Below are 25,463 nucleotides of genomic sequence, written 5' to 3'. Positions count from 1 at the left end.
GCGTCTCTTGGCAGGTAATCTGTTTTCCGGTTGAGCCCCGTCAGGCCGCCTTCACCAGGCTCCTTAAGTCTATTCCTTGTTTTTGTCGCAGTCGGCCCACGGCCATCGCCAGCATCACCATCAGGGCCAACCCGCAACGCAGCTTCATCTTCTTCAAGCCCCGAATGAAATGCTTTTCAAATCCGTAGGCCTCGTCCAGGCGGGCATTTACCCTTTCTACCGCCGTACGCTTTTTGTAGAGTGTTTTCCACTTGTAGCTGGACCGCGCCAGCGGGGTGAAGATCCGCCGGTCTTCCACCAGGGGAATACGTATCCCACCGGTTGCGGCACATTGTTCCATGCCCCGGCACTCTACTCCGTAGTGCCGGGCCGGACAGCGGTATTTCAAGGTTTCCCGGTCTTTCTCAAATCCCCCGAAGGCCATCTCGCGATGTTTGTTTGTCTCGGGGCAGCAACAATAAACCGTTCCACGGTAATCGTAAACGATGTTCTCCTTACCGGTTACAAGCCACGTCTCCTCGCCGTCCCGCCACGTGTTGCGGATGTCAATCACGGGCTTGATCCGGTATTCGTCCCAGAGTTTCACGTTTAGCTTGATGTCGTCAAAGGCTTTGTCCGCCGCCAATGCCTCGCAGCGGGCCACAATCTCCGGATGCTCTTTCGCCACCCGATCAATGAGTATATGTCCCTCTTTCACGTCGCTGGCCGATGCCTTTGTCACCGCAAATCCCACCGGCAATTCATAAACAGCGTCAACTACGAGGTGGAGTTTGTAGCCAAACCACCACACGACTTTTTCCCATAGGGTGCCGCCTTTCTTACGCCCCCGGTATGTTTTCCGGCCCCAGTCCGCATCGGTGTCCCGGCGCCCGTCAGGCTTTTGGACCTTCTCTTCTTCATCCCGCTTTTTGCCCCGGGCCAGACTGCTGACGGCTTTGCTGTCTATGGCCAAAATTCGACCGAAATCCGGTAGCAGCACTCTTATTTCATCCACCAGCCGCGTAAATATGTTTTCCACTTCGTCGGCGTGCCGCATCAGTTTCACCAAGATGCGGCTGTATATGTAAGAAGGCGGAACGGCATCCTCGCCCCGGGCCGGATCAAAACCGCAAAGTTCCCGCAACTGGCCGTTCCGGCAGAGTTCCCGCCGCAGGCTCTCCACAGACACGTGCTGAAATACGATCCCGGCCAGGATGGAGTTCCAAACCGCCCGCACCGGGTAATCATCCCGTCCCTTACCACGCTCTCTCTCCAGCTTTTGCATCAACTGCTCATCGGGCAGGTGGTTCACTACAAGCAAAAAACGTTCCAAGTCACCGAGTTCGTCGATTTCCTGCCACCCAAAAAGCCGCTGTTGTGGTATAATGGCCATAAGGGAAACCTCCTTCGTGGTTCTTTTTTGGTGGTTACAAAAAGGATTCTCCACAAAAGGGGGTTTTCCCTTCTTATTTCTCATTCTCCTTCGCTTTTTCTCCGCTTTTCTCCCTTGGGGTCAATTTTGCCGATCCGCCCGTTACCCATCCCTGCAAACCGCATAAAATCCGGATTGGACCGGGGTAAAATGTTTTTTCCGCAACTCTAAAACAGCCTATTTATCTTTTCTCCCGAACATCGCAAATGGCTTATATCAATGGAGTGCTGCGCGGGGGGTTCGTTCTCGCGAAGGGAAACGTCTACGTCAAAGAAGCCGGGTCGCTCTTGGGGGTAACCACCCGGATCACGGTACCTGAAAACCGGAAAATAAGCATCGCCCGAGCACACGCGGACGTGGTGGTGCAGGTTGGCCCACGAAGCTACCGCCTGCCCCAACCGATGAGGCTGTTCAAGGCCCGCCTGCTGCAGGACGGCAAACTGGACCTGAACGGATTAAGTTGGGACGGGGAATCCCACTGACGAAAAACCTTTCCGCCGCAAGCCCCCGGCTTTAGCCGGCTTTAGCCATGGGGAGGTTCAGAGACCTTATCCTCAGCTACTGGTCCCGGGCGGGGATCACCTTGCGCGCCGTTTCCACCGCGAAGTTGGCGTCCCGAATGGCCCTTGCGGCGTCGGATTCGGTGTACTCCTCGGTGGGAATGAAATCAATGTCTCCGTAGAAGGAGAACTCTCGCTCCTTGCGGAGCCACTTGGAGATCCGGGCTAAAATGGCCGCTTCGGCGGCCACTTCCGGCGGCAGACGGTCCCGGAATTCGAGCAGGAGGCCACCCACGTCGTGCAGCTTGGGGGTTCAATCCCGATCCGGCGGAGCACGCCCTTCAGGGCCGGTTCCACAAGTCCCTGTGCTGACTAGACGCATGAGCCGTTGCTGTATACGCCGGGACATTTTCCACGATGATCTTTAACTTATCGCTACTGTCAACATCCACATCACCCCTATCACGGGCGGTTTCCACTTGTAACTCCGCCGCATCCCGGCACAGGTGAAGCAGAAATACCAACATCCGATATCGGGCCTCCAGATCCGCCGGTGGCAACGCCCTCTGCGGCGCGGCGCGCCTGCCTCCTGACCCAGCATATCGTCCTCCTCCGGCCTCGGCCCTGGCTCCGGACACCGGCATCCCCGAAACTGCTGCCCCCTGATGTCTTACTCTCAACTTCGCGATTTTCAAAAACCCCGATTTTTTTCCAAAGCGTGCGGGTTGAACACTGCGAACGCCTCCGCCCAATACACCACCGAAAAGTTCTGGTCTTCCGCCGACACGCGGACCGTAAACCGTGTCCCCCGGGCCACATCGCTCTGTTCCTCGCGGTGATCCACCCGGACGTTGCCCGCCGGATCCGCCCAAGCCCGTATGACGTGCCGGATTCCCTGACCCTCAATCAGTACCGGAGCGTTGCTCCCCAACGCGTAAGGAATGCCCAGCACAGTTTTCAGGCCGTTGCCCTGCGCCCCGCGGGTCGGGCTCCGGTAGACGGCCTTATCCGATACCCTGACGTTGAAGTCCAGAATCCGGCGGACAACCTCCGGCTTGATGCCCGGGTCGTTATCCAAATTCGCAGCTTGATTTCCTTTTCCGCAACCACCGCATCCACAGCAACCTCCGGAGCGACGCCGGCCGACTCCACATATGGAGATCGGGGCCGGCCGACCCGCTGACCCGCTAAAGCGGGTACCCTGGGGGGACAGTCCCCCTAAGGCCCGAAGGGGACTGTCCCCTTTCAGTGCGGGTACCCCCGGATACCCCGAGGCTTTAGGCTTCGACCAGTTCGCTGGTCACCTAGCGCTGCACCGCGTTCAGCGAGTGCACCTGCAGGCCGGCCAGAGCCAGCGCCGCGTCGTACACGGCCTGATCAGCGGCCTCGGGCTTGACGTTGGACCAGCGCCGGGTGCGGAACACCGGGTTTCCCTCGCCGTCCAAGCCCACGGCGAACCGGGCCACGATCACGCTGGTTACCGGAATCGCATCCACCACCATGGAAATCACCTCCCTACCCTATAACGGACTGATATTTGCGTACTTTTGGCCGCTCAGCCGGCCGCTGCCCACTCCTACTCACACAATATACCATCGCCGGAAATGGCCCAAGGCCGGGAAATCCTTGTCCATAAGAACTAGATGCCCCCTGCGTGCACAAGGGGCGGGTATCTGTAACTATCAGTCACAGGTGGAGCTTGCTTGCTGAATCCTGGAAGGTATAACCGGAAGGGGAACCTTTCGGCCTCACCAACAGCGCCTCTCCCACATACATTGTAGCCACAACCAATTAGGGCGATATTTCCATTCCGGAAAGGTGTGGGGGGAAATGAAAGACCACCGTCGACTGCTTGAGCGTTACCACCCCCGACTCATGTCCCTTCCGAATGTCGTCGGGGTAGGACTGGGATACAAAGTCACGGGCCAAGAAACCACTTCGGAACGGTGCCTGGCGGTCTTTGTCAGCGCGAAGCTGCCGCCGGAGGCGGTGCCAGCGGCCGCCTTGGTTCCCAAAAAGCTGGATGATGTGCCCACCGACGTGGTTGAAGTCGGTCAGATTCAGATTCACGCCGGGCGCACCGAAAGGTGGAGACCCGTACCGCCGGGGGTAAGCATCGGGCATATCCGGGTCACGGCGGGGACCCTTGGGACCCTTGTCTCCGAGCCGTCCACCGGCAGGTTGTTGATCCTGTCCAACAACCACGTGCTCGCCAACGAGTCCGACGGCACCGACGGCCGGTGCGCCGTCGGGGACCCGATCGTCCAGCCGGGCGTTCACGACAAGGGCAACCCTGAAACGGACACCATCGGACGACTCGTTAAATTCATTCCGATCCGTTTCGCAAGCCAAAGCCAGGAACCCAGTTGTCCCACGGCGCGCCGGTTTGAAAACGTTTTGAACCGCCTGGTCGGCCTCTTCTGGCCGGACTATTTCGTCAAGGTCTTTAAGCAGCCATCGGGGGAGAACCTGGTGGACGCCGCCCTGGCCGCCCCGCTGGACCCGGCGGAGGTGCAGCCGGAAATTCTGGAAATCGGCGCCGTGCAGGGCGTGGTCGAAGCCAAACCGGGAATGGCCGTTAAGAAGAGCGGGCGCACCACCGGACTCACACACGGGCAGGTCACACACGTGGCAGTCAGGATGATCGTGGGCTTTTCCGGTGGACGCTCCGCCGTCTTTACGGACCAATTCCTGACCGGCCCGATGAGCAGCCCCGGAGACAGCGGTTCCCTCGTCCTGAATGGGCAAAACCAGGCGGTGGGCTTGCTTTTTGCTGGTTCCGACCGGGCCACGGTCTGCAACCGGATCCAGAACGTGCTCGGACTGTTGGGGGTCGCCCTGTAGCCTCCGGTACCCACCCGTACCTCAAGCGCGTCAGCGCACGGGGGCGGCCGGCTTCAACGCCACCGCGCGTGTGTGTCTCGTAACCGCCGCCTGAGCGCCATGGAGCGGGGCTCCCTCTGGAATGCCGCCGCGCGCCGGACAAGGTGCGCCCGGCCGCCGGGCCGGGCGCTGGGAACGGCGGATCAAAAGAAGAAGCAAAGATCTGGACGAAAGACTCCAGGCAATGACCCACCAGGCCGTTTCCACCGGGTTCTACGCCGTGCTGGCCGTAGTGTTCTGGTTCTGGACCAAGGAACTGGTACAGGACGGAACGGTTTCAACACGGACCATACGGACCATAATGGAACTGGCGGCCGCCGTAGTTGGAATCGTCGGGTCGTACCTGTACCTTAGAACGAAAATGTGAGGATCCATCCGTGGTTGGTGCTGAAAGTCACTGGGGAGATTGGGGCCGCGCAGTTCGACCTTGGCGTGGGAGGCGTGTTACAATTCGGGCGGATGAAAGCTTTCCGGGGAAAGGGTGAACGAAGGCGTTGTCCCACCAGTGTTCCTGCATTGCCGGGGGCACATTCCTGCAATGCTGCGGCAAAGAAATTGCCGACTGGGATGCATACCGGTTCTTGCTGTGCCTGGGCAACGAAGCTTCCCGGCCCTTTCACGGCCGGTGGGCCCGGCACCGGGACCTCGTAAAACGACTCGTGGATCAAGCCGCCGGCGGAATTCGGTGGGAGAGGTGCCTGGTCCTGGGGGCGGGCAACTGCAACGACATCCCGTTGGACCACCTGGCCGACGCTTTCACCGAGGTGACGCTTTTCGACCTCGACGAATCGGCGCTGGCGGCGGCCGCCGCCAGGCTGTCACCCCGGCAAAGGGCCGGTTTGCGCCTGCTGGCGGGCGACCTGACCGGGCTGCATGCCTCGGGCACCGCGGAGGCGATCGCCCGCCTCGCCCGGCGCGGCCGCTGGCCGGAACTGGTGCAATACCTCGGGAAATTACGGAAAAAGATCCGGTCGCTGCCGCCGCCCGAACTCGACCACGGCTACGACCTGGTGGTCTCCGTCTGCGTCGCCACCCAGCTGTTCGTGCCCTTCATCCGGGCCGTTGCGGCTGACTCCCCCCTCTGGGACCGGATACACGCTCACGCTGCCGACATCTCCCGGGCCCTGTCCAACCGGCTCGGCGAACATATGCACCGGAGCGTAGAGCCCGAAGGCGCCGTCGCTTTCGCCACGGACATCCTGGAGTGGAACGCGGCCCGGCTGGGATTGGCCGGCCGCGTGGCCCCTCTGGCGTTGGATTCGGAAGCGATTGATCCGGCTGCGGTCGACGAACTGCTGCGTGGCCACAGCCACCTCAAGAACGTCGGGGCGGTGCCGGAAAACCTGGCGGGCCTTTTTACCCCGGTCCACGCCGTGGACTGGATCTGGGCCTTCAGCGACTGGAAACAGTACGTCGTCCGCGGTTTTGTCCTGCACCCGCGGTAACACGACCCCCAGGGCTACCCCACCGCGATCCACCGGCAACCCATTCCCTAGTTTATGGCATAATCCGGAGGCAAAATGTACTTATCCAGCCACCGTTTTGATTCGGCTTCATTGCCAATCAAATTAATATCCCCAAGCCGCAAGACCTTTTCTATGCACTCGGCCAACCCGCGTGCTTCAAGGACTCGTTTCTTGATGCTGCGCGTGCGATCCCGGATGGCCGTACCGGTGTCACCAGCAACGGCTTGGATCTTTTTCGCCAAGCGTGTCACCACCCGTACCGTGTCCGCAATCAAGCCGGAGTCGGTGGGATGGTGGATGTTGGCCTCGACCACGGTAGTGTCCACCCGCACTTTGTTACGGCTCTTTATGATCTTTTCTTCCGCCGCTTTGCGAACCAAGTGCTCGTTCAGCTCGGCCATATGGTCGCTCCCGTTGGTGTCCAGCCGCTGCCGGATCTTTGACAGAGTGCTGGGGTGGGGTACCGGTTTGTTCAAGGGAATCCGGCAAAACCGGCGCCAACTGAGCCGATCCCCTACCTGATCACAGAGTTCCCGGTCGCTGAGTCCGTACTGTTGCTGGAGCGCCCTCATACGCAAGTAAGTTTCCGCCGGCACGGAAGGCCGCCCCCAAAATTGGTGGTATTTGTCCTGGAACGGTGTGAAAAAGCGTTTATCATCCAGCCAGCGGTCCATTTTGGCCAGGTGTTCCGGAAACTCATAGTCAATTCGTGCCCCTGGCACGGATACCCTTTGGAGAATATGTCTAATACTGTCGATGCCGAACAATGGCGATCAGACCACCCGGATATAGTGGCGGTGCCGGAGCCAGTGGTTCAAGGCCAGGTTGACCAGCGTCACCACCAGGGCGGTGACCAGGGCCGGCCAGAACCCGGGCACGGTCAGTCCGGCAATCAATTTGGCGGCCAGCAGCACCATCCAGGCGTTAATGACCAGGGTGAACAGGCCGAGGGTGAGCAGGTTGATTTTGCTGCATGGAAATCCATACAGGAAAGCGGATTGGAAGAATTGCGAAGTGGAATATTGACGAAGAACAATACGAAACCCTACGGCAAGCGGCCTTCAACAGACGGACTTTCCCTGGACCCGGCGGCCGAATGCCGGGCCTTCCGGAGAAGATCGCGCATGCGCGCGCAGTGCGTGCCGTCCCAGTAGACCCGGCCGCAGTCGGGGCAGCGGTAGAAGACATCTAAATCTTCCCGGACGCGAGGCGGCACCCGCTCCAAGACCTCCTCCCGGGGCATCCGCTCCAGAACGCCGTTACAGGGCAGGCAACGGCTGAAGGGAACCATGGCCCCGCCAAGATCGAAACGCGCCAGCACCTCGGCTAACTGGCTGGCTGGATCACTCGCCCGCACCAGGTAGCCCCGGGTCACCCTGTTCCGCTTCAAGAGCCCCCGGTCGCGCGTAAGAACGACACGTTTCTCCCGCGCCGCGATCTCGGCCAGTTCCACGTCCTCAAAGCGGTTGCTGTACAAGGTGTCGAACCCGGCCAGGCGCAGGTAAGCCGCCAGCCGCCCCAGGTGGGTATCCAGTACGAAACGCGGCGGAAACGGGAAACCGGCATTCGGTCCGCTCAGGGGGCCGACGTCGATCGTTCTGAAGACCGGGTACACGCTGACCCGGTCGCCGTCCCCGACCGGCCGGGATAAGTCCGCCGGCTCCCCGTTGACCAGCACCAGCGCCACCTCGGTGTGGGGAACACCCTGGGATTCCACCAGATCCTTGACGGTCGGCTGTACCCAAAAGGACACGGGGAAACCGGTTTTCCACCGCTTTTCCGCCGGCAAAAGCTCGTTCAACTCGGCGTAAAAACGGAGCCAGGCCCGCTTCACTGTTTTCCACCTCTGGGAAAAGCGTTCGTCGGTAATCCCTACCCAAATCCGGTCGACCACCCGCCCTTGCGGCCGAGATTCCGCGGCTTTACAAACCTTGGGCAAGGGTTCCGGTTCAAACCGGCGCCATCAAGGAACGAGCCATTCGATGAACATCACCGTATGCCCGATGTTGTTTCCCCTACCGAATGCATGAAATCACCCGGCCGTGCATCTTCAAGATCGGCAATCACTAGAAAGTATGTCCTTTACGCCGTACTTGCCGCTGAAGACTGCAGGATTTCCACGAACAGCCGCACCAGTTCGGGGTCGAACTGCGTGCCGGCACACCGTTCCAGCTCGGCAATCGCTTCCGCGTGTGACAGCGCCTTCCGGTAGGGGCGGTCGTTGGTCATGGAGTCGTAGGCGTCGGCAATGGCCAGAATGCGGCACTCCAGGGGGATCTCCTCACCTTTGAGCCCCAGGGGGTAGCCCTCCCCGTCCCATGCCTCGTGGTGTTTGAGAATCAGATCGGCGATGTGCACCAGGTCCGGGACGGAATGGGCGATGCGGTGGCCGATCTCACAGTGCCGCTGCATTTCGGACCTTTCCGCCGGGGTGAGGGGCCCCTTCTTGAACAGGATGCGGTCGGGAATGCCCACCTTGCCGATGTCGTGAAACTGGGCCAGCAGGCGCAGGTTGCCGACCGTGCGCTCAGGCAGGCCAAGAGCCTCGGCCATGCGCAGGACCAGGTCCTGCAAGCGGTCTCCGTGCCCCTCGGTGATGTAGTCCCTGGCTTTCAGGGTCTGCATCAAGGCCTGGACGATCGCGCTGCGCGAACTCTGGCTGCGGTGCAGCTTTTCCCGGTACATGTTGTTGTCGGCTTCCCGGAACAAATCGTTCAGGCTGCCGGTGTCTTCGTTGGTGACCGCGAAACCAACGGACAGACTCAAAGGAAGTTCCGGATGGAGCAGGTTGTGGCGCTCCACGGCCTCCCGGATTCGTTGACAGGCACCCTGGACCACCGTTTTGTCGCTCTCCGGCAGCACTACGGCGAACTCGTCTCCCCCCACCCGGGCCACCACGTCACTTTCGCGGAAAGCCTGCTGCAGAACCCCGGCGGCCGCCCTGAGCAGCGCATCTCCGGTTTCGTGTCCCAGACTGTCGTTGACCAGCTTGAGTCCATCCACGTCACACACGATGAGGCTCACCGGTGCGAAGCGTCCGCCCGCCAGGCGCCGCATTTCCTCCTCGAAGTAGGCCCGGTTGTAGATCCCGGTGAGCGGATCATGCAGGCTCAGGTATCTGAGCCGTTCCTCTGCCTCCTTGCGCTCGCTCACATCGCGAATGGTTTCGACCGCCCCCGCCATATTCCCCTGACTGTCAAAAAGCGGCGAGGCCTTCTCCCAGACGAAAGCGCCCCGCCCCTCGTAGACGGAAGGAACGAAACCCTCGGCGTAGTAGGTGTTGCCTTTGATCTCGAATCCCTGGTACTGCCACTCAACCCCCGGGTCCCCCCCTACCACGAGATCGACCAGCATGGGTCGCGGCCGCCCGTAGAAGGGTACGGCGTAGGCATAGTCACCCTTGCCGAGAATCTCGGCCTTTGAAACCCCCGTCATTCTTTCGGTGGCCAGGTTCCAGGCAATCACCCGCTTATCCCGGTCGACGACAAAGGTGGCGTCCGGCAAAAACTCGATGATGTCCTGCAATTGCTGGTGTGCGGTTTGGAGCCTTTCCGCCAGACTGCGGTAAAGCTCTTCGCTCTCTTGCAGTTTGCGGCCGGACTGCTCCAAGGTCGTCAGCATCCGGTTGATGGCCCCGGCCAGGTTCGACAGTTCGTCATCTCCGGGAATCGCAACGCGCGCCGAAAGGTCGCCGCTTCTGCCGATCTCTTCAACCCTGTCGTTTAAGTGCTCCAACCGGGACAGAATCAGGCTCTTCAGGAGCAACATTGTGCCCACGACGATTACCAGGCCGCCTGCCACGAGAGACCAGGCAAAGAAGTTGATGGTAGCCAGGCCCTGTTTGTAGATCAACCGCGGACGGTCCACTTTCAAGATGAGCGCGGGGTCGCCGTAGATGTCCTCCAGCAGCGCGTATCCCGCAACGGATTCACTGCTCACCGGCCGGGTGACGATGGGTACCTCGTGGGACAAAAGGGCGCGCGCCGCCTCAAAGTCAGCGGGTGGTTCCGGGTCATCCACGCGGCGCACAGAGAGATCCAGGTGCGTCACTTCGGACAAACGCGCAACTTCCTGATCGTCCAAAAACCGGCCCCAGACCAGCGACCCCCGGACCGGGCCCTGCCTTTCATTGGTCAGGATGGGGCGCGAAGCCACCAACAACGGCCCTTCCGGCAGAAGGACCACCCCGGTGACGCTGCTCTCCGGGTCGGAATGGCCCAGCAGGGGACTGCCGCTCTCAAGGTGGGGCGTAAGACTTCCGGGTACCGGCATTTCCTGTCCGCGCCGCAGGTCAAAGGCCCGGCCGAAGACCACCCGGCCGGAAGCATCGGCAAAAAGCATCAGGTTCAGCCTGAGCTCCTCAAAAGTGGCATCGGGGATGTTCCGGCGCACATACTCGGGATCGCCGGTCACGATGAAGGCGTAGGTCTCGTCCCACGCGGCCCAGTCGCCGACCCCGCTGCTGAGTTCGTCCAGTTGGGCCGTGACGAGACTCAGCACTTGCTCGGTGTAGTCGTGTGTCCTGGCCCTTTCCAGGTCCAGGAAACTACTCAGGAGGATCAAGTGGGCGGCTGTATACAACACGACCAGCAGGCCAAGGAGCATCGCCCCCGTAATCATCAGGGTCTTTTTCCGGAGTGTCAAGCACTCGCCCCCCGACCTTGTACATAGCAGGGATAACTATACGACAAGGCCTATATCATTCCTGCTTTCAGATGTTATAATGGACTAAATTTACTTGGCTGGGGGGTTTTATTATTATGGGTAAGTTCTTTTTAGACAAAACTAACGCCGCCCTAGTGATTATCGATATTCAGGATAGGCTAGCTGCGGCAATGAAGGTTAAGAATGAGGTTATTAAGAACTGCCTTCACCTTATCGAACTCTCAAAGATGCTTAATATCCCGATAGTTGTGACAGAACAGTATCCCAAAGGCCTCGGCCGGACATTGGTTGAAATAAAGGAGCAGCTGCCGGTATATCAGCCCATCGAAAAATTGACCTTTAGCTGCTGCGAGGAGCCTAATTTCTTAAACGAAATAAAGAAGTTGGATAAAATGAGCATTATCCTGACCGGAATGGAGACCCACATATGTGTGCTTCAGACATGCATCGGTCTTTTAAGGGAAGGCTTTAATGTCCACATTGTAAGGGATGCAGTTTGCTCAAGGGCAAAGGAAAACTGGAAGACAGGCATTGAATTCATGCGTGATGCAGGCGCTGCAATTACATGCACCGAGACAGTTTTATTTCAACTGTTAAAAGTTGCTGGCACTGAGGAGTTTAAGGCGATTTCCAAAAAGATTAAGTAGAACCTAAAATAGTGGCACACCGGATGAAAAAAAGGGGACATTATCGTACTGGCATATGTCCAAGGTGAACCTGTCAGTACGGTGAGCTATAACATTGATTCCAATCAATTTCAAAATGGAGCCATTTGCTCTCAGACGCTATTCTTGTTGGGTGCTCGGCAACCCACCCGGAAGACAGGTGAAACCCTGTTCCGCAAAGTGCCGGTCGAAGGTAAATGCCTCTCGAATCCCGGCTTGACGCATGACTACGAAACTCACACAGTCCACCAGGCTCAGCTCCTTGCGCTGAGCTGCAATCACCGCTGCTTCCCCCCGCCGGTGAGTTTGTTCATCCACCCAGATCACCCGGACGATCGGCTCGATGTCCGTGGAAAGCAACCTCACCGCTCCCATTCCCAAGCGACGCTGCACCAGGGCATAGGTCTCCACAAGTATGTAATTGCTGCAGACCAGGATTGTGTCACTGTGCAACAGCGATTTCCATTGGGTTTTGGCGACGTTATGGTACTGGTCATCGGCATCGAGGACGGCCAGGATCGCGGACGTGTCGAGGTAGACCATCATTCTTCAAAGGCCTCCGCCAGGTACTTGTCATGTTCAACGGACAGATCCTGCAGTCCTGAGCGGAAACGGCCGGCCGCCGCTATGGCACGCCTGACCTGCTCCTCGCGGCTCAGAGCAGCATTTGAACAGGTGTATAGGTCAACCGCCTCACGGATCAACTGCGCCATGGATACACCCCTGTCAGCCGCCAACTGCTGAATCCTGCGTACCTGTTCTTCCGTCAGTTGCACCTGGGTACGAATCACCTGGACCACCATCCTTAACATGCTTACAGATATATTATCATGTAATCACTACCTGTCAAATTACTCCGTGTTCTTGAGCGTCAGGTCAATAGTACTCGGACGCCGCCTAACGGCACTTCTCTCTCGGCTTTAAGATTATGTATCAGCCAGCAAAAACGCATCGGCCAGGTATTGGTTTTCAATGAAATAGCTCAGTTCATCCAGGATCCGGAGCCCCCGCTCGATCATCCCGTGGTCCAATGCTCCGGTTACGCCGCCCGGCACAAATACCGGGGTACCCGGCGCGCGCCAAAAACGGCCAGCCGTTCGTGGGCCCTGCGCCGCATCTCCAGAGCCTCACTTTAATCTGGACGGCAAATGGTTGCACATGCTGAACGCCTGCCGATTCTCTCTTTGAATGTTGCCAACTCTGCGCTGTCTTGCGCATACTCATGTAAAATCATGTATTTGAATGAAGTATTTTGTACACTTGACATGCTTTGTGGCTATTGCTATGCTCTCTCCATCAAAAACAAATTCCTATCCTACCGCTTCCAGGAGTGGACAAATCCAATCCGAAAGGGAAAAAATAGATGAATCCAGTATCAGAAATAACCAAGTTGCGGCGGAATATTCTTACCCGAGTTGCTCGTTGGGCTCTTAATAAACCACTGGATGAGCAACCGACCGACGAGGTTATAAGGAATATGGTTATGGAAATGATTCCCGATGGGCCGGCCCGCTATCGTTGCTGCATTTATAAAGAAAGGGCCGTCGCAGAGGCCCAGATTCGCATTATAACGGGGCTGGAGGCATCAGAGCAAGTTGTGACGGTTATTCCCGAGGCCTGCAATGGTTGTTCGTTAAATAAATACTTTGTTACCGATGCCTGTCAAAACTGCGTTGCCCACTCTTGTCGTAACAGTTGTCCCAAAAAAGCCATTTCAGTACTTCAAAACCGGGCATATATAGATAACGATTCTTGTGTGGAATGTGGTATCTGTGCTAAAAACTGTCCATATTACGCTATTGTAGAAATTTCTCGTCCTTGTGAGCGTTCCTGTGACATGGGCGCTATCAAGGTTGATGAATGCCGACGAGCAGTTATAGATCTGGATAAATGTGTTTCCTGCGGTATGTGTGTTGCTGTATGCCCCTTTGGCGCCATCACGGACACTTCGAAAATACTAGATGTAGCTAAAGCTCTGAGGGTTAAAAAGCAACCCATGGTGGCCATTGTAGCTCCGTCCCTTCCCGGACAGTTTGGCCCAAAGGCTACTCCGGGTCACATAAAAACCGCAATTTTGAAGCTTGGCTTTGATGGCGTTGTGGAGGCAGCATTGGGAGCGGACGTGGTGGCCAAACAGGAGGCGGAAGAAATAAGAAACCACCCTGAAAGTAAATTGATGACCAATTCTTGTTGCCCCGCCTGGGCCAAAGCTGTAACCATTAAACTACCTGAGATAGCAGGAAAGATTTCCGACACTCTCTCTCCAATGAGAGTTACCGGTCGGTTAGTTAAAGAACGGTACGCTAACAAAGTTACTACAGTATTTATCGGCCCATGTATTGCAAAAAAGGCCGAAGCAACATTGGGCGGTGAAATTGACATGGCTTTAACCTTTGAAGAGCTGTCTGCGTTATTTGCAGCATCGGACATTGATCCGGCCAATCATGTTCCTGCTGACATGAACGATGCTTCGCCTTACGGTCGGCTGTTTGCAAAGGCCGGAGGAGTCAGTGCTGCGGTTACCCGGCACTTGCCTGACGTTTCTATGGAAGTGTTACAAGTACAGGGAATAGAACAAGGCCTGGCTGCCCTTAGATCGGCAGCAAATGCCCTAAAAGGCACAAGGACAGCCGACAGCGATAAATTTACCTTCATTGAGTGTATGGCCTGCGAAGGCGGTTGCGTAGGCGGGCCGGGTACATTGGTTAGAAGTAACGTAGCAGCCAGAGCAGTAGAAGCATTTTCTAATTTGGCCAATACTGGTACGAGAAACAACGCCCTGGGGATATTCGAGGATCGAAGCGCAGGAAAAAGTCCTTGAATTCCCCGCACAGAAGCGAGGAGGAAGTATCATTTTCCGGATGCTGCTTTTCAGTGGCGCCTTGCACACGTAAAGCAGGAGTGCTGGGCAGGCGAAGTATTTCAACAGGCCCCGCCGGGGCAGGTCGCCGGCGCTCAACCGGCGGCAGCGTTTTGTCTCGTCCGCCCGTTTTCCAGGTGGATGATGACGTCCCCCAGGATCCGCGCGTCCTCATCGTCGTGAGTGACAAGGATGAAAGGAATCCGCCATACCCGCTGCAAATGCTTCAATTCCCGCCGCAATCTCGCCCGGGTGTCACTGTCGAGCGCGCTCAGAGGTTCATCCAGGAGGAGCAGCTTCGGCTGTGTGGCCAGCGCCCTGACCAGGGCCACCCGCTGCTTTTCCCCGCCGGAGAGCTGCCCGGGATACCTGTGAACCAGATGTCCGACACCGAAGGCATCCAATAAGTCAACGGGTTTCAGGCGGCCATTCGCAGTCCTGGCCTTTTGACTCTTAAACCCGTACATCACGTTCTGGCCCACCGTCATATGCGGGAAGAGCGCATAGTCCTGAAAAAGATAACCCACGCCCCGCCGGCGGGCCGGAATATTGATCCCCTTCAACGACGAGTACAGGGTTGTTCCATCCAGCTCAATGGAACCGTACGACGGCTGCAGCAGCCCGGCAAGACAGTGCAGAGCGGTGGTCTTCCCCGCTCCTGACGGGCCCTGGAGCACCACAATCTGGCTGTCGACCTTCAGTCTGACTCTGAGGTCGAAGTGCCAGAGTTTTTTGCCGAAACTGGCTTCTAGCATCTCACTCACCGTCCCTGCGGTTGTGCCGTTTCGCCCAGCGGTTCACCCAAAAAACAACCGCGAAGCTGAAAACGGTAATGATGGCAACAAGTCTCCCGGCTGTAACGTTGTCCCCCGACTCAACGGCAAAGTAGATGGCCAGAGGAACAGTCTGTGTCTGCCCGGGAATATTTCCTGCCACCATCAGCGTAGCGCCGAATTCGCCCAAAGCACGGGCGAAAGAGAGAACGAGCCCGGCAAGAATCCCGGGCCAGGCTAGGGGCAGCGTAACCGTAAGAAAGACTCGCGTTTCACCAGCTCCCAGAGTCCTCGCCGCCTTCTCGTAGTTGACGTCAACGCTCTTGAAAGCCGCCGTGGCGCTCTGATACATCAGGGGAAAGGCGACCACGGTAGAGGCCAGCACGGCCGCCCACCAGGTGAAGACCAGCGTGATCCCCAGGCTGTCCAGGAACTGGCCGATCACGCCGTTTTTGCCGACCAGCATCAGCAGGCCGTAGCCGATCACCGAAGGCGGGAGCACCAGCGGCAGGGTTATCGCCGCTTCAAGCACGTCCTTCCCGAAGAATTCCCGCCGGGCGAGCAGGCGAGCCAGGGGCAACGCCAGGCCGATGACAACGATGACGGCAATCAGGGCCACCCGGAGGGAAAGCAGCACCGGATGCCAGTCGACCGCATATTCCAACATCGCTGCGCCACCTACCGGCCGAGCGGCTTAAAGCCGTGTTCGGTAAAGATCTTGGCGGCTTCATCGCTCGCAAGAAAAGCCGCAAAAGCTTCCGTCTCTTTCCGGTGTTTGGTTGTCTTGATGATAGCCATCGGGTAGACAATAGGTCCGTGGGAGTCTTCCGACGCTACGGCCACGATCTTGATGCCCTGCCCGGCCATGGCGTCGGAGCGGTAGACTAGACCCGCATCAACATTGCCGGTCTCGACGTAGGTCAGGACCTGGCGGACATCCTTGGCCAATACCAGTCTGGGTTGGAGTTCGTCCCAAAGCCCAAAGGTGGTCAAGGTTTCTCTGGCATACTTGCCCACCGGCGCCGTTTCCGGGTTGGCTATGCAAACTCTGGCGACACTCCCGTCAGTCAGGCCGGAGAACCCGGTAAGTGTGCTTTCCTGCCCGGCGATAAGGACAAGCTCGTTGCCCAGGATGTCCCGGCGTGAGTCCTTAACAATCAGCCCTTTTTCGGCCAGGGCGTCCATCTGATTCATTCCTGCAGAGATGAACAGATCCACCGGGGCGCCTTCTTCAATTTGCTTCTGCAGGGTTCCGGATGATGCAAAGTTGAATGTGATACTTATCGCAGGGTTTTCATCAGTGTAAATGGCTGCAAGTTCTTCAACGGCATCCTTAAGGCTTATCGCAGCCGAAACAGTTAGACCCACCGCTTCCGCTTCGTTCGCCGGTTCCTTACCCGGACTCCCGCAGCCTGCCAGGAGTCCCGCAAGAACTAAAAGCGTAGCCATAAAAGCAACAACCTTCTTCACAAACCCCCATCTCCTTTCCAAGCACATACAATTAGAGCAAGGCCAACGTAAACATCGACAAGGCTTCCTCGTCCAGGACTGGAACGTTGGCGACCACAACGATAAACTCCCGGAAGTCTGCTACCGCCTTTTGCATGGTCTGTTTCATCCCGAATAGTTTTAAAGAGTGCCGGTGGCCAACCGATATCTCGTCTGTTCTCCGTTTCGCAAAGCCCGGTTAAAAGCCCCCAGAGTCAACCCGTAGTCCCGGCTGAAGAATGCAGCTCTCTTTCTAACGGAGTTTACCCATCCCTCCAGCATTGCCAGTTCGGTTTCCTCACGGACGACTTCCATCCCGTAGAACTGCCGGAGCCCGCGGGCGACCGCGCTTAGCGAGGCATTTCCGGCCCGTTCGCCCAGACCGTTGACAGTCACGTCGAGGTAGGCCGCCCCGCCCTTTACGGCCGCCAGGGTGTTGGCCGTCGCCATGCCGAAGTCGTTGTGGGCGTGAAACTCCAAAGGGATGTTGAGCTTGTGCGTCAGATCCGATACGGCGTCCCGCGACCGGAAGGGGTCAAGCACCCCTACCGTATCGCAGTACCGGAGGCGGCAGGCCCCGGCTTCTTCCGCCTTTTTCGCAAAGAGGCGCAGGAACGCCGGGTCAGCCCGGGACGCATCTTCGGCTCCCACCGCAACCTCTCGTCCCGGGGCGACAGCCAGCGCCATCACTTCCTCCAGCCGCGCCAGTAACCAACTCCTCGTCCGCCCCAGCTTATGCTGCAGGTGAATGTCCGATACGGGGAAAGAAATTTGCAGGCAAGTCGCGCCGCAGGCCAGCGAGGCCTCGATGTCAGACGGATGGGCGCGGTTCCAGGCCAGGACCCGGGCACGGAGGCCGGCGCCGAGGACCGCACGGACGGCCTTCTGTTCGTCGACCCCCATGGCCGGAATACCGGCCTCAATCAACTCTACCCCCAACCGATCCAGGGCGGAAGCAACAGCCACCTTTTCCTCGGTGGAGAACACCAGGCCGGGGGTCTGTTCTCCGTCTCTTAACGTGGTATCGACAAGAAAGACTTGCGGCATAAAGCACTTCCTCAACCGTGTTTAGAAAAACAGAAAGCCCCCGGACGGCCACATATACGTCGCCTCAGGGGCTTCACTGCCCATCGGACGCTCCGGGAAACAAAAAACCCCGGGGACTGCGCACGGCAGTCTTGCGGGGCACCGGTGCCCGGGCTTTCTGGCTTCCTTACCGTTTAACGCACCGCCTCGGGCGGCCGCCGGGGGCGATGTCGACGCCCCAAAAACAACAGGCGCCCTTCCAGGGCGCCATCGCTTGCAGACACTTCACTGTATCTACGGATTAGTTTAAGACGGCCGGATGCAAAAGTCAACAGCAAAAACGGTCACTTGTCAAAAAGGAAACCCGAACGGCAGCCATCTGACCCCATTCAGCCTTTTGCTATTCTCCGCCGTTTCCCGTCAGTTTTTCTCTCCGACCCGCAGTCCCGCCCACTGTCCCGCAACCGACAGAAGAAGGGCCAGGGCCCAGGCGGCCAGCCAGTGAAGGTTCGCTTCCTATCGTCACATGCTTCGGTCAGCCTATCTGCCGATCCAGACGACTTTTACGCCGAGTCTCCCGGCTGCCGCCCGGATCTCGGGGTCGCCGGTGACCACCGGTGCCTCGAGTTCCAGAGAAAGCCCCAAAACAAAAGCATCGGCATACGAAAGCCCGCCTCCCGCTTTGATGCGGGCTGCGTCCTTTACCCTCAACCACGAGGCCTCGGCGGTGGTAAGCGATTCCTCCTGCATAACGCCGCGCACCACCTCTTCCGCCACCGGTTCGCCCTGCCTTCGGAAGAGAATGTAGTAAACTTCTCCCAGGCTGACCGCACTCAGGTACAGCTCCGCCGCTTCATCGGCGATAATTTCGGCCACCACCTGCGCTCCCGGTTCATCCTCCACCAGCGCGAGCACAGCGTAGCTGTCGAAAACGAACCTCCGGGGCCTCAACGCCGCTCCCGCTCCCTGTCCGCGGCGCGCTCCTTAAGCAACAGGTCTGTCAACCTCTCTCCATCCGCGCCCTTCAGCCTGCCCCTAAGGGCCAGCAAGGGGTGCCGTGGCAGGGGACGCAGCACGATGGCGCCATCGGCCTCCTCTACGGCCAACCTGTCGCCCTTCTTCAAACCGTACCGCCTGCGTAAGGAAACCGGGATGGAGATTTGTCCTTTTTCGGAAATAGTGACCTTCTGCACTGAACCTTACCTCCCGCTTGCAGTTTGCCATATGAAAAGTATACTACAGCGGGTTCCAGTAGTAAAGAACCGCTGGGGTAAAAACCTCTCGTCCATATCTTGCAGAACGCGTTAAAGGATTATCTCGGCGTGAAAGATCGTCCTTGATACTGGCAAATCCTGTCTAGAGCGTAAAAAGGAGGCTGATAACCCTTGCACGGAAAATCGCGGTACTTTTTGATTTGCCGGCTACCGCCGGGTCAACGTGCGTTTTCCCCTCGGCGGTGCCTTTCACGGCGAACAGCATACGCCGCCCGGCACAAATACCGGGGTACCCGGCGCCTTGGCGCCGAAAACGGCCAGCAAGAACATTCAGCTATGTTCTGCAGCGGGCTCAACAAGGACATTCAAGCGTTTACCAGCCTCGGCCAAAGCTTTATCTATGGTCCATAGTGCTGCGTTGCGTTCCACCGCTATACTCAGGTAAGCGGAATCATATACAGCAAGGTTCTGATCGAAGGAAAGAGACAGGCTGGTAACCGGATCAGCCACCCAAACATCAAGTCGAAACTCCAAGAGGGACTTCAAGGCTTCTATAGCGGCAGATTGTATTATTCTATTCCGCCGTACCGCTACCCATAAGACATTTGCTACTTCATACCAAAAGGTCGGCGGAATAAGTAACTCGACTTGGGGGTTTTCTACAGCATAATCACGCAACGGCAAAGTCCTATGAGTATCTTCTCCCGGTAGGAGCCAAGACAAAGCCACTGACGTATCAACAACAAAACTCCGGATCAGCACCGTCTTCCCTCGTTTCGCATATCACGAAGCTCCTCTGTGGAAACAGTGCCTTTTATTGAACCGCGGATCCGGTCCATTGCAGCAGAAGCCGTCTTCCGGTCCGGAGTATGAAGCGCACGTAACGCCGCCTCAACCATAAATTCCGATAAGGACTTCCCCCGGAGACTTGCCGCTGATTTGAGGACACGATGTAGTTCCTTATCCACGTACACACTGATCTTCTCGGCCATTGCACACCACCTCCTACCTATGCATTATAACTCTTTAACGCTAAAGGGTCAAGGCAGGCACATCACTAACTGCTATTGGCCTGTGATATTGTCACCTCATAAGCGGTCTGAGAAAATGTCACCCATGAAGGGAGACGTTTTCTTGAAACCCAAGGAAGCCAGGAGACTAGGTATTATGGAACGGGTCCTTGCAGGCAAGGTATCCATTCGGCAGGCTGCCGTCCTCCTTGGTCTCAGCGAACGTCAGGTTATGCGCCTCAAGAAAGGAATGAAACAGGAGGGCGAGGCTTTCCTCGTCCACAAAAACCGAGGCCGTAAACCAAAACACGCTATAACCCACGACGTCCGGGACCGGATCATCAGCCTCGCCTCAGAAGAACTCAAGGACGCAAGTTGCGAGCATATGGCTGAGCTGCTTGAGGAACTATATGAAATTTCGATCTCGGGCCGCAGCTTGCGTCGCATATTCAAGCAGGCCGGTATCAAGAATCGGCACAGCCGCCGAGCCAAGCGGCGGAAACGGCGCTCCCGCGAGCGCATGCCTCAAGAAGGGCTTTTGGTCCAAAGCGACGCCAGCCCGTACGCCTGGTTTGAAGATCGTGGCCCCAAGGCCTGCCTCCACGGTAATATTGATGACGCCACCGGTAAGATCCTGGCACTTTGGTTCCGGCCCGAAGAGGATCTGTACGGTTACTTGATGGTCTTAAACCTAACGGTCATAAATCACGAATCCCGGTGAGCCTCTATACGGACGGCCACTCCATCTTCTTCTCACCGAAGAAGGACAAGTTGTCCATTGATGAGGAGCTGGCCGGCAAAACCGTTGCCCTGACCCAGTTCGGTAAGGCCCTGGAGGAATTGGGAATCAATCATATTCAGGCACGCTCTCCCCAAGCCAAAGGGCGTATAGAACGTTTGTGGGAAACCCTGCAGAGCCGTCTGGTGATAGAGATGCGCCTGCGAGGGATCTCCAACATTGAAGACGCGAACGCCTTTCTCCCGGTCTTTATTGAGCGCTTCAACGCCCGCTTCGCCGTTTGGGCCGCCGATCCGGAACCGGCCTTTAAACCCACACCCACCAGTGAACGGCTCAACGAGATTATTGCCTTTCGGGAAGAGCGTACGGCTTCCAATGGTTCCACGATCTCGTTTCACTGTAAGACTTACCAGCTTATCGATGTCAAAGATCAAGCAGTTAGCCTGGCGCCCAGGGCGAAGGTTACGGTCCTTACTCATCTGGACGGGACGATAAGCGCCAAGTATGGCGATAAGGTGTTTTCGCTAAGGGAGTTCGTTCCCCAGCCGGCACCTAAGGCGGAGATCCGTCAAGCCAAGCCCCGCCGGGAACCTGCTCCGGTGACTGCGGATCATCCCTGGCGCCAGATTTCTCCCATAGCGCCCAAGCCTTCAACACCAGTGGAAGCGTACCTGGAAGCCAAGAGAAAGCGCTTCCGCAAGTACGCCTTTTAAATGAGCAACCTTGAAACCCTTGAGTCACCTGTCACCTCTCGCCTGGCCGGCCGTCAAGGGGCCGCATCCGCGGCGGCGTAGCCCTTGCCCTTGACGGCCAACAGGCGAGAGGAATAATCTTGGACGGCGGTTTCAAAGGTGACATTTTCTCAGTCCAAGTTAGTGTGTTTTAGGGTGACATTTTCACTGGCTATTGACAGGCAGGCACATCACTAACGTCGTTAAAAGCCTTGTCAGCGCATTCCGGTGAAAAGGATTACGGTGCCGTAGTGATTGGCCATTTCCAAATAGGTGACGTTGATGTCCGGTTCGAAGCGGCAGGCCCGGGTAACCCCGCTGGCCAGGTTGTCCGGCTTGTTGACACCGAGTAACACGGAGCATATTATGATAACAAGAGGTGATGTATGTGTCTATGGTGTACACACCAGAAGAAGCCGCCGCCTATCTCAAGGTGCACGTAAACACCATCTATAAACTCCTGCGCAGCGGCCGGCTTCCTGCAGCCAAACTCGGCCGCGACTGGCGTATTCCGGGCGGCGCTCTGGACGACTACCTGTACGGTCGTCTGCGGTCACAAGGTGGTTACGGGACTGGACCAGAGCCGGAAGACGCAGTTTGGCTTGATACCGACTTGTCCCGTCTGGGTGAAACAGAACCATATGATTGGGGCCCGCAGGGACCGCCCCAGGGAAAACGGATCAGCTATATACCCGGCAAAGGACCCGTAGTAGAAGGCGGCAAACGTCGTGGCTGAAAGGCTGGCCCCCGGGGACATCGTTGTGGTTCGTTTTCCGGAACACATTCCCCCCGGACATGAACAGCACGGTGCACAGCCGGCGGTGGTATTGGGGCTGCCGGAAGTCCTGGGTGAACCACGCTTTCCGGTGGTCCTGGTTGCTCCACTGACCACAGACCGCGGACAGCTATGGGCTGAACGCAGTCCGGCTCTTTATCCCCGGTTGCCGGCCGGTGCCGGAGGACTGCCGTCAGCTTCCATCGTGCTGCTGGACCAGGTTCGGTTCTTGGGTTTGGAGCGGGTGGCCGCCTATCTCGGTACTGTCCGGACCGATGCATACCAACCCATTTGCCACGGGCTGCAGCGATTGCTGGAGCCTCAGGATAGCTTTGGCGATGTTCGATAAGGTTGGCGTTCCGGTGCAAAAAAAGCACCCCAACCGGCTCATGGTCATCTCCTTCCACCCGCATCTCACACAAATCCGCCAGTCTTTCCCGGACTTCCCCGGTTTCTCCGAACGCTCTTATCCAACATGTGCTTCCACCCGGTGCCAATTATGCTGAACGCCGCGTCCACTAAGACAAGCTCATTTTTCGCCGAAGGCCAAATGACGGGCGTATTCTTTCCGCCTTCTTGCAGTTGCCGGATCGGACAGGGATACCATCTCCGCCAATTCATCAATAACCACCGGGCGTAGGATCACCTGCGCCCGTCCCATACCGTGAACCGGCTCCCGCACCTCGATTACCGCCTCACACGCCCGGGGGTCAAGAGTGGGATAAAGAATAGCGGCCCGCATGCCCCCGCCCTGGCTCAACGCATACAGCGCCAACTGGTAGAGCATATCCCGGGGCAGCGCATTTTCCCAGAGATCCCGGTACTTGGCGTCCAGAATCGCCGCTACCCTGCCGCCGCGGAAAACCACGAAGTCCGGGCGCGGGGCCGGTGCCTGCCTGCGCTGCGGATTAAAACCGGGAACGTAGGCGAACATGCCTTGCAGCCGGTACTCATCCTGCACCCGGAAACCATCCAGATTCTCGTGCAGGAAACGGGACAGGACGGCCTGGAAAAACCGGTTCATATCAAACAAGAATCCCGGAACTGGAAGTCCACCCGCCTCCCGGCCCAAACCCGCACCGGCGTCCCGGTACAGGATCTTGGTCAGCCGAAAAGCCGGTTCGTAGGCGCGGGTCAGCCGATTGGCCTCCCGTTCGAGCCGGGCGAAGACGTGGTAATCCAGACGGATCGGGGTGACGTTCTCACCGCATACCGCCGCCAACCGGCGGAGACGCGCTCGCAATTCGAGATCGGCCGTCAACCCGGCGCCGAAGCGCAGGCCGGCCACCAGCACCTGGTTGGACAGACAATCCGCGAGCCGGAGATGATGATAGCAAGGCAATGCCGACTGTCGGACGCCTCCCGTACGCGCCAACCGTTGAAAGTTCACCCGGCCGCGCGGGCTGGCCATTAATTCATGTCGCGGCCGGTAGGCGCGGTGCAGACCCCGGGAAAGTAATTCGGCCGCCTCGGCGGACAATTGGGACAGGAGCAAATCTTGAAAAGGCCGATCCGTTGTTTCCATCTCAACCTGTCCATAAAGAAAGAGATTGCGCAATCCGTAGGCGTAGCGGAGCAGGGCAACCAGCGGAAAACCCGTCATCTTGGGCCGGATGGTCACTTGCAGCGGACCGAGACGGATGGTGCCCACAAAGGACTTGGACTGAATGGCCAGGCCGTTCAGTAATTCCCGGATCTCTAATTTCCCGGATTCGGCCAAGTCGGCCGCCAATGCGCGGGCAGCCGGCTCCCGCCGGAAAGACAGACCCCTCGTCGGGCTGTCCCCGCTGGGTGACAGCTCTTCCCATTCCCCAAGCATTACCGGCACAACCGTCATTGCCCATCCCCGTCTTCGTCTTCCGGAGACTCGTCCTCCGCTGATTGCTCCTGTTCCGCCTGCACGGCCGGAGAAGAGGCGGCCACCTCCGGGCACGGCGCCAGCAGGGCTTGGACCAGCTTATCCTTCTGATCCGACTCGAAAAGCTCATCCCGGATGCGCTGATTGGCAACATCCACCAGAGCGCGGCCCATAATACGTTCCAGGGTCGTGTAGTCCTCGTAGCAGTATTCCTCCAGCAGCGGCAGCAGATCTTCCCGCAGGGCGCGGAACAACTTCTCAAAATCGGTGATCGGGCGAGAACCGTCCATCAAATACGTATGACCGACCTGTAGATTGCGCGCGTCCCGTCCGATATGCCGGCAAATACGTTGGTTCAGGGCTTCCAGCCACGGCCCCAGGGGGATGCCGTCCACCACCACATCACCCAGCACCGCCGGATCGGGCATCAGCTCCACGAAACCGAATCGCCGCCGCAAGGCCACATCCATCAAGGCGATCGAACGGTCCGCCGTATTCATCGTTCCGATGATAAAGACGTTCTCTGGAACCCGCAGCAGCTCGCCGCTCAGGGGCAGAATGATCTGCCTGTTTCTCCTGGACTTCTCCAGCACGGTCAGCAACTCGCCGAAGATCCGGGGGATGTCCCCCCGGTTGATCTCGTCAATGATCAGATAATAACGATAACGGGGATTGTCCATGGCTTGGGCGCAAAGCGTCTTGAAAACGCCAGATCGCAGGACGAAAGTCATCCGTCCCTCACTGGTCTCCGGCCGGTAGCCCTCCAGGAAGTCCTCATACCCGTAAGCCGGGTGGAAGCAGCACATGCGCACGAGCCCCGGCTGTTCACCGTTACCGGTGATCTGCCGCTTTTCTTCCTCGGTCAGGCGCTCGAAACCGCGGCCAAAAGCATGGTAAGCCGCCAGTTGACATGCCGTAATCTCCGCCCAATAGGTCTTGCCGGTCCCCGGCGGGCCGTAAAGCACCACCTGGCCTTTTCTTTCCAGCACTTTCTGAATGCGCCCGGGGATGCCGTCCAGCGCGGGAACAGTGGTTACCGTTGGTGGTTTTTCCCCGTTCTCTCGCTCACGGCGTTCTGCCTCCAGAAGGCGCCGTTCGACCTCCACCCGGTTGACCGCATGCTTGCGGAACTCGCGGAAGGTGCTCTGTAATTCTTCGTGCACCGGCATCTGCCATTCGTCAAGGCTGAGCCACTTCCAGCGTTTTGCGTTGTAAGCATTTTTGGTCCCGACAAGGCAACGCCCACACCCGGCACCGGCTGTTCCCCAAGCCACAAAACACAGTTAGCAACCTAATATTGGGGTAAATGGAGTATATAGACTATGCCGCTCTGCCAAAGGGCAAACTTACCCCAGCGCCACTCTGGGCGTCTCTTGGCAGGTAATCTGTTTTCCGGTTG

31 protein-coding genes and 1 pseudogene are annotated in these 25,463 nt (G+C 58.0%); 10 read left to right on the top strand and 22 right to left on the bottom strand.

Annotation, left to right across the window (positions count from 1 at the left end):
- Positions 1 to 40 precede the first annotated feature (40 nt).
- Entirely contained in the window at positions 41 to 1,372 is a 1,332-nt protein-coding gene (locus DAUD_RS02210) for a transposase (RefSeq protein ID WP_012301369.1), read from the bottom strand.
- A 245-nt stretch (positions 1,373 to 1,617) separates the two neighbouring features.
- Between DAUD_RS02210 and DAUD_RS02205 the strand changes: the two genes are divergently transcribed.
- Positions 1,618 to 1,893 (top strand): hypothetical protein, encoded by a 276-nt coding sequence (locus tag DAUD_RS02205; protein ID WP_041570742.1) that lies wholly within the window; start codon positions 1,618 to 1,620, stop codon positions 1,891 to 1,893.
- A gap of 76 nt (positions 1,894 to 1,969) precedes the next feature.
- Here DAUD_RS02205 and DAUD_RS02200 read toward each other — a convergent pair whose 3' ends face one another.
- The 3 genes from DAUD_RS02200 to DAUD_RS02185 all read right to left on the bottom strand — a co-directional run bounded on the left by DAUD_RS02200 (position 1,970) and on the right by DAUD_RS02185 (position 3,413).
- Entirely contained in the window at positions 1,970 to 2,206 is a 237-nt protein-coding gene (locus tag DAUD_RS02200; RefSeq protein WP_200858720.1) for a HEPN domain-containing protein, read from the bottom strand.
- Positions 2,207 to 2,602: 396 nt separating this feature from the next.
- Entirely contained in the window at positions 2,603 to 2,989 is a 387-nt protein-coding gene (locus DAUD_RS02190) for a hypothetical protein (protein WP_012301564.1), read from the bottom strand.
- Positions 2,990 to 3,215: 226 nt separating this feature from the next.
- Positions 3,216 to 3,413 carry a DUF1659 domain-containing protein gene (locus DAUD_RS02185; RefSeq protein WP_012301563.1) on the bottom strand — a complete coding sequence of 66 codons (198 nt, stop codon included), beginning with the start codon at positions 3,411 to 3,413 and terminating at the stop codon, positions 3,216 to 3,218.
- Between the two features lie 328 nt (positions 3,414 to 3,741).
- On the opposite strand from DAUD_RS02185, the gene DAUD_RS02180 reads away from it, so the two are divergent.
- The 3 genes from DAUD_RS02180 (at position 3,742) to DAUD_RS02170 (ending at position 6,239) form a co-directional block, all read left to right on the top strand.
- A complete protein-coding gene (locus tag DAUD_RS02180; protein ID WP_012301562.1) occupies positions 3,742 to 4,755 on the top strand; it encodes a chymotrypsin family serine protease in 1,014 nt (337 codons plus the stop codon).
- A gap of 121 nt (positions 4,756 to 4,876) precedes the next feature.
- Entirely contained in the window at positions 4,877 to 5,161 is a 285-nt protein-coding gene (locus tag DAUD_RS02175) for a hypothetical protein (RefSeq protein ID WP_012301561.1), read from the top strand.
- A gap of 127 nt (positions 5,162 to 5,288) precedes the next feature.
- A complete protein-coding gene (locus DAUD_RS02170; protein ID WP_012301560.1) occupies positions 5,289 to 6,239 on the top strand; it encodes a type 2 periplasmic-binding domain-containing protein in 951 nt (316 codons plus the stop codon).
- A gap of 134 nt (positions 6,240 to 6,373) precedes the next feature.
- Here the strand turns inward: DAUD_RS02170 and DAUD_RS02165 are convergent.
- The 4 genes and pseudogenes from DAUD_RS02165 to DAUD_RS11420 all read right to left on the bottom strand — a co-directional run.
- Positions 6,374 to 6,958 (bottom strand): annotated as a pseudogene (locus DAUD_RS02165) (transposase); the annotation flags it as partial.
- A gap of 75 nt (positions 6,959 to 7,033) precedes the next feature.
- Positions 7,034 to 7,219 carry a phage holin family protein gene (locus tag DAUD_RS12725; protein WP_278183787.1) on the bottom strand — a complete coding sequence of 62 codons (186 nt, stop codon included), beginning with the start codon at positions 7,217 to 7,219 and terminating at the stop codon, positions 7,034 to 7,036.
- An 86-nt stretch (positions 7,220 to 7,305) separates the two neighbouring features.
- Positions 7,306 to 8,094 (bottom strand): Mut7-C RNAse domain-containing protein, encoded by a 789-nt coding sequence (locus DAUD_RS02160; protein WP_012301557.1) that lies wholly within the window; start codon positions 8,092 to 8,094, stop codon positions 7,306 to 7,308.
- Between the two features lie 248 nt (positions 8,095 to 8,342).
- A complete protein-coding gene (locus DAUD_RS11420) occupies positions 8,343 to 10,904 on the bottom strand; it encodes a CHASE4 domain-containing protein (protein ID WP_012301556.1) in 2,562 nt (853 codons plus the stop codon).
- A 116-nt stretch (positions 10,905 to 11,020) separates the two neighbouring features.
- Here DAUD_RS11420 and DAUD_RS02150 point away from each other — a divergent pair, with 116 nt between their 5' ends.
- Positions 11,021 to 11,572, top strand: a complete 552-nt coding sequence (locus tag DAUD_RS02150; protein ID WP_012301555.1) for a hydrolase — start codon at positions 11,021 to 11,023, stop codon at positions 11,570 to 11,572.
- A gap of 138 nt (positions 11,573 to 11,710) precedes the next feature.
- Here the strand turns inward: DAUD_RS02150 and DAUD_RS02145 are convergent, their stop codons facing one another.
- From DAUD_RS02145 to DAUD_RS12890, 3 genes are all read right to left on the bottom strand, one after another.
- On the bottom strand, positions 11,711 to 12,136 hold the full coding sequence (locus DAUD_RS02145; protein WP_012301554.1) for a type II toxin-antitoxin system VapC family toxin: 426 nt from the start codon (positions 12,134 to 12,136) through the stop codon (positions 11,711 to 11,713).
- Entirely contained in the window at positions 12,133 to 12,381 is a 249-nt protein-coding gene (locus DAUD_RS02140) for a ribbon-helix-helix domain-containing protein (RefSeq protein WP_041570740.1), read from the bottom strand. The genes DAUD_RS02145 and DAUD_RS02140 overlap by 4 nt, the downstream gene beginning before the upstream one ends.
- 135 nt (positions 12,382 to 12,516) lie before the next feature.
- Positions 12,517 to 12,645, bottom strand: a complete 129-nt coding sequence (locus DAUD_RS12890; RefSeq protein ID WP_278183778.1) for a hypothetical protein — start codon at positions 12,643 to 12,645, stop codon at positions 12,517 to 12,519.
- 308 nt (positions 12,646 to 12,953) lie between these two features.
- Between DAUD_RS12890 and DAUD_RS11875 the strand changes: the two genes are divergently transcribed.
- Positions 12,954 to 14,411, top strand: coding sequence for a monomeric [FeFe] hydrogenase (locus DAUD_RS11875; RefSeq protein ID WP_012301552.1), 1,458 nt, complete (start codon positions 12,954 to 12,956; stop codon positions 14,409 to 14,411).
- 134 nt (positions 14,412 to 14,545) lie between these two features.
- Here DAUD_RS11875 and DAUD_RS02135 read toward each other — a convergent pair whose 3' ends face one another.
- The 8 genes from DAUD_RS02135 to DAUD_RS02105 all read right to left on the bottom strand — a co-directional run bounded on the left by DAUD_RS02135 (position 14,546) and on the right by DAUD_RS02105 (position 19,943).
- Positions 14,546 to 15,205: an ATP-binding cassette domain-containing protein gene (locus DAUD_RS02135; protein ID WP_012301551.1), complete on the bottom strand. Its 660-nt coding sequence runs from the start codon at positions 15,203 to 15,205 to the stop codon at positions 14,546 to 14,548.
- A gap of 1 nt (position 15,206) precedes the next feature.
- Positions 15,207 to 15,890 (bottom strand): molybdate ABC transporter permease subunit, encoded by a 684-nt coding sequence (gene modB, locus DAUD_RS02130; protein ID WP_012301550.1) that lies wholly within the window; start codon positions 15,888 to 15,890, stop codon positions 15,207 to 15,209.
- Positions 15,891 to 15,901: 11 nt separating this feature from the next.
- Positions 15,902 to 16,693 (bottom strand): molybdate ABC transporter substrate-binding protein, encoded by a 792-nt coding sequence (modA, locus tag DAUD_RS02125; RefSeq protein WP_041570739.1) that lies wholly within the window; start codon positions 16,691 to 16,693, stop codon positions 15,902 to 15,904.
- A 159-nt stretch (positions 16,694 to 16,852) separates the two neighbouring features.
- Positions 16,853 to 17,758 carry a beta/alpha barrel domain-containing protein gene (locus DAUD_RS02120; protein ID WP_012301548.1) on the bottom strand — a complete coding sequence of 302 codons (906 nt, stop codon included), beginning with the start codon at positions 17,756 to 17,758 and terminating at the stop codon, positions 16,853 to 16,855.
- A 519-nt stretch (positions 17,759 to 18,277) separates the two neighbouring features.
- Positions 18,278 to 18,688, bottom strand: a complete 411-nt coding sequence (locus DAUD_RS02115; RefSeq protein ID WP_012301547.1) for a type II toxin-antitoxin system VapC family toxin — start codon at positions 18,686 to 18,688, stop codon at positions 18,278 to 18,280.
- Positions 18,685 to 18,930, bottom strand: a complete 246-nt coding sequence (locus DAUD_RS02110; RefSeq protein WP_012301546.1) for an AbrB/MazE/SpoVT family DNA-binding domain-containing protein — start codon at positions 18,928 to 18,930, stop codon at positions 18,685 to 18,687. The genes DAUD_RS02115 and DAUD_RS02110 overlap by 4 nt, the downstream gene beginning before the upstream one ends.
- 351 nt (positions 18,931 to 19,281) lie before the next feature.
- The gene (locus DAUD_RS11870; RefSeq protein ID WP_012301545.1) at positions 19,282 to 19,713 is read right to left on the bottom strand and encodes a type II toxin-antitoxin system VapC family toxin; all 432 of its coding nucleotides are present in this window, start codon (positions 19,711 to 19,713) and stop codon (positions 19,282 to 19,284) included.
- Complete coding sequence (locus DAUD_RS02105) at positions 19,707 to 19,943, bottom strand: type II toxin -antitoxin system TacA 1-like antitoxin (protein ID WP_041570738.1); 237 nt, start codon at positions 19,941 to 19,943, stop codon at positions 19,707 to 19,709. The genes DAUD_RS11870 and DAUD_RS02105 overlap by 7 nt, the downstream gene beginning before the upstream one ends.
- 142 nt (positions 19,944 to 20,085) lie before the next feature.
- On the opposite strand from DAUD_RS02105, the gene DAUD_RS12720 reads away from it, so the two are divergent.
- Entirely contained in the window at positions 20,086 to 20,682 is a 597-nt protein-coding gene (locus DAUD_RS12720) for a helix-turn-helix domain-containing protein (RefSeq protein WP_242647869.1), read from the top strand.
- Between the two features lie 50 nt (positions 20,683 to 20,732).
- Complete coding sequence (locus DAUD_RS12715) at positions 20,733 to 21,413, top strand: hypothetical protein (RefSeq protein ID WP_242647868.1); 681 nt, start codon at positions 20,733 to 20,735, stop codon at positions 21,411 to 21,413.
- Positions 21,414 to 21,646: 233 nt separating this feature from the next.
- On the opposite strand, the gene DAUD_RS12265 is transcribed toward DAUD_RS12715, so the two are convergent.
- Positions 21,647 to 21,787 carry a hypothetical protein gene (locus DAUD_RS12265; protein WP_166485038.1) on the bottom strand — a complete coding sequence of 47 codons (141 nt, stop codon included), beginning with the start codon at positions 21,785 to 21,787 and terminating at the stop codon, positions 21,647 to 21,649.
- 38 nt (positions 21,788 to 21,825) lie between these two features.
- Here DAUD_RS12265 and DAUD_RS11865 point away from each other — a divergent pair, with 38 nt between their 5' ends.
- Complete coding sequence (locus DAUD_RS11865; RefSeq protein WP_200858719.1) at positions 21,826 to 22,167, top strand: helix-turn-helix domain-containing protein; 342 nt, start codon at positions 21,826 to 21,828, stop codon at positions 22,165 to 22,167.
- The gene (locus tag DAUD_RS02095; RefSeq protein WP_200858718.1) at positions 22,160 to 22,555 is read left to right on the top strand and encodes a type II toxin-antitoxin system PemK/MazF family toxin; all 396 of its coding nucleotides are present in this window, start codon (positions 22,160 to 22,162) and stop codon (positions 22,553 to 22,555) included. Before DAUD_RS11865 ends, DAUD_RS02095 begins: the two co-directional genes overlap by 8 nt.
- A 180-nt stretch (positions 22,556 to 22,735) precedes the next feature.
- Here the strand turns inward: DAUD_RS02095 and DAUD_RS02090 are convergent, their stop codons facing one another.
- Positions 22,736 to 24,043 (bottom strand): McrC family protein, encoded by a 1,308-nt coding sequence (locus DAUD_RS02090; RefSeq protein WP_012301542.1) that lies wholly within the window; start codon positions 24,041 to 24,043, stop codon positions 22,736 to 22,738.
- Complete coding sequence (locus DAUD_RS02085; RefSeq protein WP_166485069.1) at positions 24,040 to 25,227, bottom strand: AAA family ATPase; 1,188 nt, start codon at positions 25,225 to 25,227, stop codon at positions 24,040 to 24,042. Before DAUD_RS02085 ends, DAUD_RS02090 begins: the two co-directional genes overlap by 4 nt.
- Positions 25,228 to 25,463 lie beyond the last annotated feature (236 nt).

The organism is Candidatus Desulforudis audaxviator MP104C, from assembly GCF_000018425.1.
In the GTDB taxonomy this organism is placed as follows: Bacteria; Bacillota; Desulfotomaculia; order Desulfotomaculales; family Desulforudaceae; genus Desulforudis; species Desulforudis audaxviator.
The sequence above is the reverse complement of the archived record's forward strand: the minus strand, read 5'-3'. Positions and strand labels throughout refer to the sequence as shown.

Bases quoted from the DNA above. Each gene is read 5' to 3' on its own strand.
- DAUD_RS02210 (WP_012301369.1), bottom strand. From the start codon at position 1,372: ATGGCCATTATACCACAACAGCGGCTTTTTGGGTGGCAGGAAATCGAC.
- DAUD_RS02175 (WP_012301561.1), top strand. From the start codon at position 4,877: ATGCCGCCGCGCGCCGGACAAGGTGCGCCCGGCCGCCGGGCCGGGCGC.
- DAUD_RS02120 (WP_012301548.1), bottom strand. From the start codon at position 17,758: ATGCCGCAAGTCTTTCTTGTCGATACCACGTTAAGAGACGGAGAACAG.
- DAUD_RS02105 (WP_041570738.1), bottom strand. From the start codon at position 19,943: ATGGCCGAGAAGATCAGTGTGTACGTGGATAAGGAACTACATCGTGTC.
- modB (WP_012301550.1), bottom strand. From the start codon at position 15,890: ATGTTGGAATATGCGGTCGACTGGCATCCGGTGCTGCTTTCCCTCCGG.
- DAUD_RS02205 (WP_041570742.1), top strand. From the start codon at position 1,618: ATGGCTTATATCAATGGAGTGCTGCGCGGGGGGTTCGTTCTCGCGAAG.
- DAUD_RS02145 (WP_012301554.1), bottom strand. From the start codon at position 12,136: ATGATGGTCTACCTCGACACGTCCGCGATCCTGGCCGTCCTCGATGCC.
- DAUD_RS02180 (WP_012301562.1), top strand. From the start codon at position 3,742: ATGAAAGACCACCGTCGACTGCTTGAGCGTTACCACCCCCGACTCATG.
- DAUD_RS02090 (WP_012301542.1), bottom strand. From the start codon at position 24,043: ATGACGGTTGTGCCGGTAATGCTTGGGGAATGGGAAGAGCTGTCACCC.
- DAUD_RS11875 (WP_012301552.1), top strand. From the start codon at position 12,954: ATGAATCCAGTATCAGAAATAACCAAGTTGCGGCGGAATATTCTTACC.
- DAUD_RS02135 (WP_012301551.1), bottom strand. From the start codon at position 15,205: ATGCTAGAAGCCAGTTTCGGCAAAAAACTCTGGCACTTCGACCTCAGA.
- DAUD_RS02150 (WP_012301555.1), top strand. From the start codon at position 11,021: ATGGGTAAGTTCTTTTTAGACAAAACTAACGCCGCCCTAGTGATTATC.
- DAUD_RS02185 (WP_012301563.1), bottom strand. From the start codon at position 3,413: ATGGTGGTGGATGCGATTCCGGTAACCAGCGTGATCGTGGCCCGGTTC.
- DAUD_RS11865 (WP_200858719.1), top strand. From the start codon at position 21,826: ATGGTGTACACACCAGAAGAAGCCGCCGCCTATCTCAAGGTGCACGTA.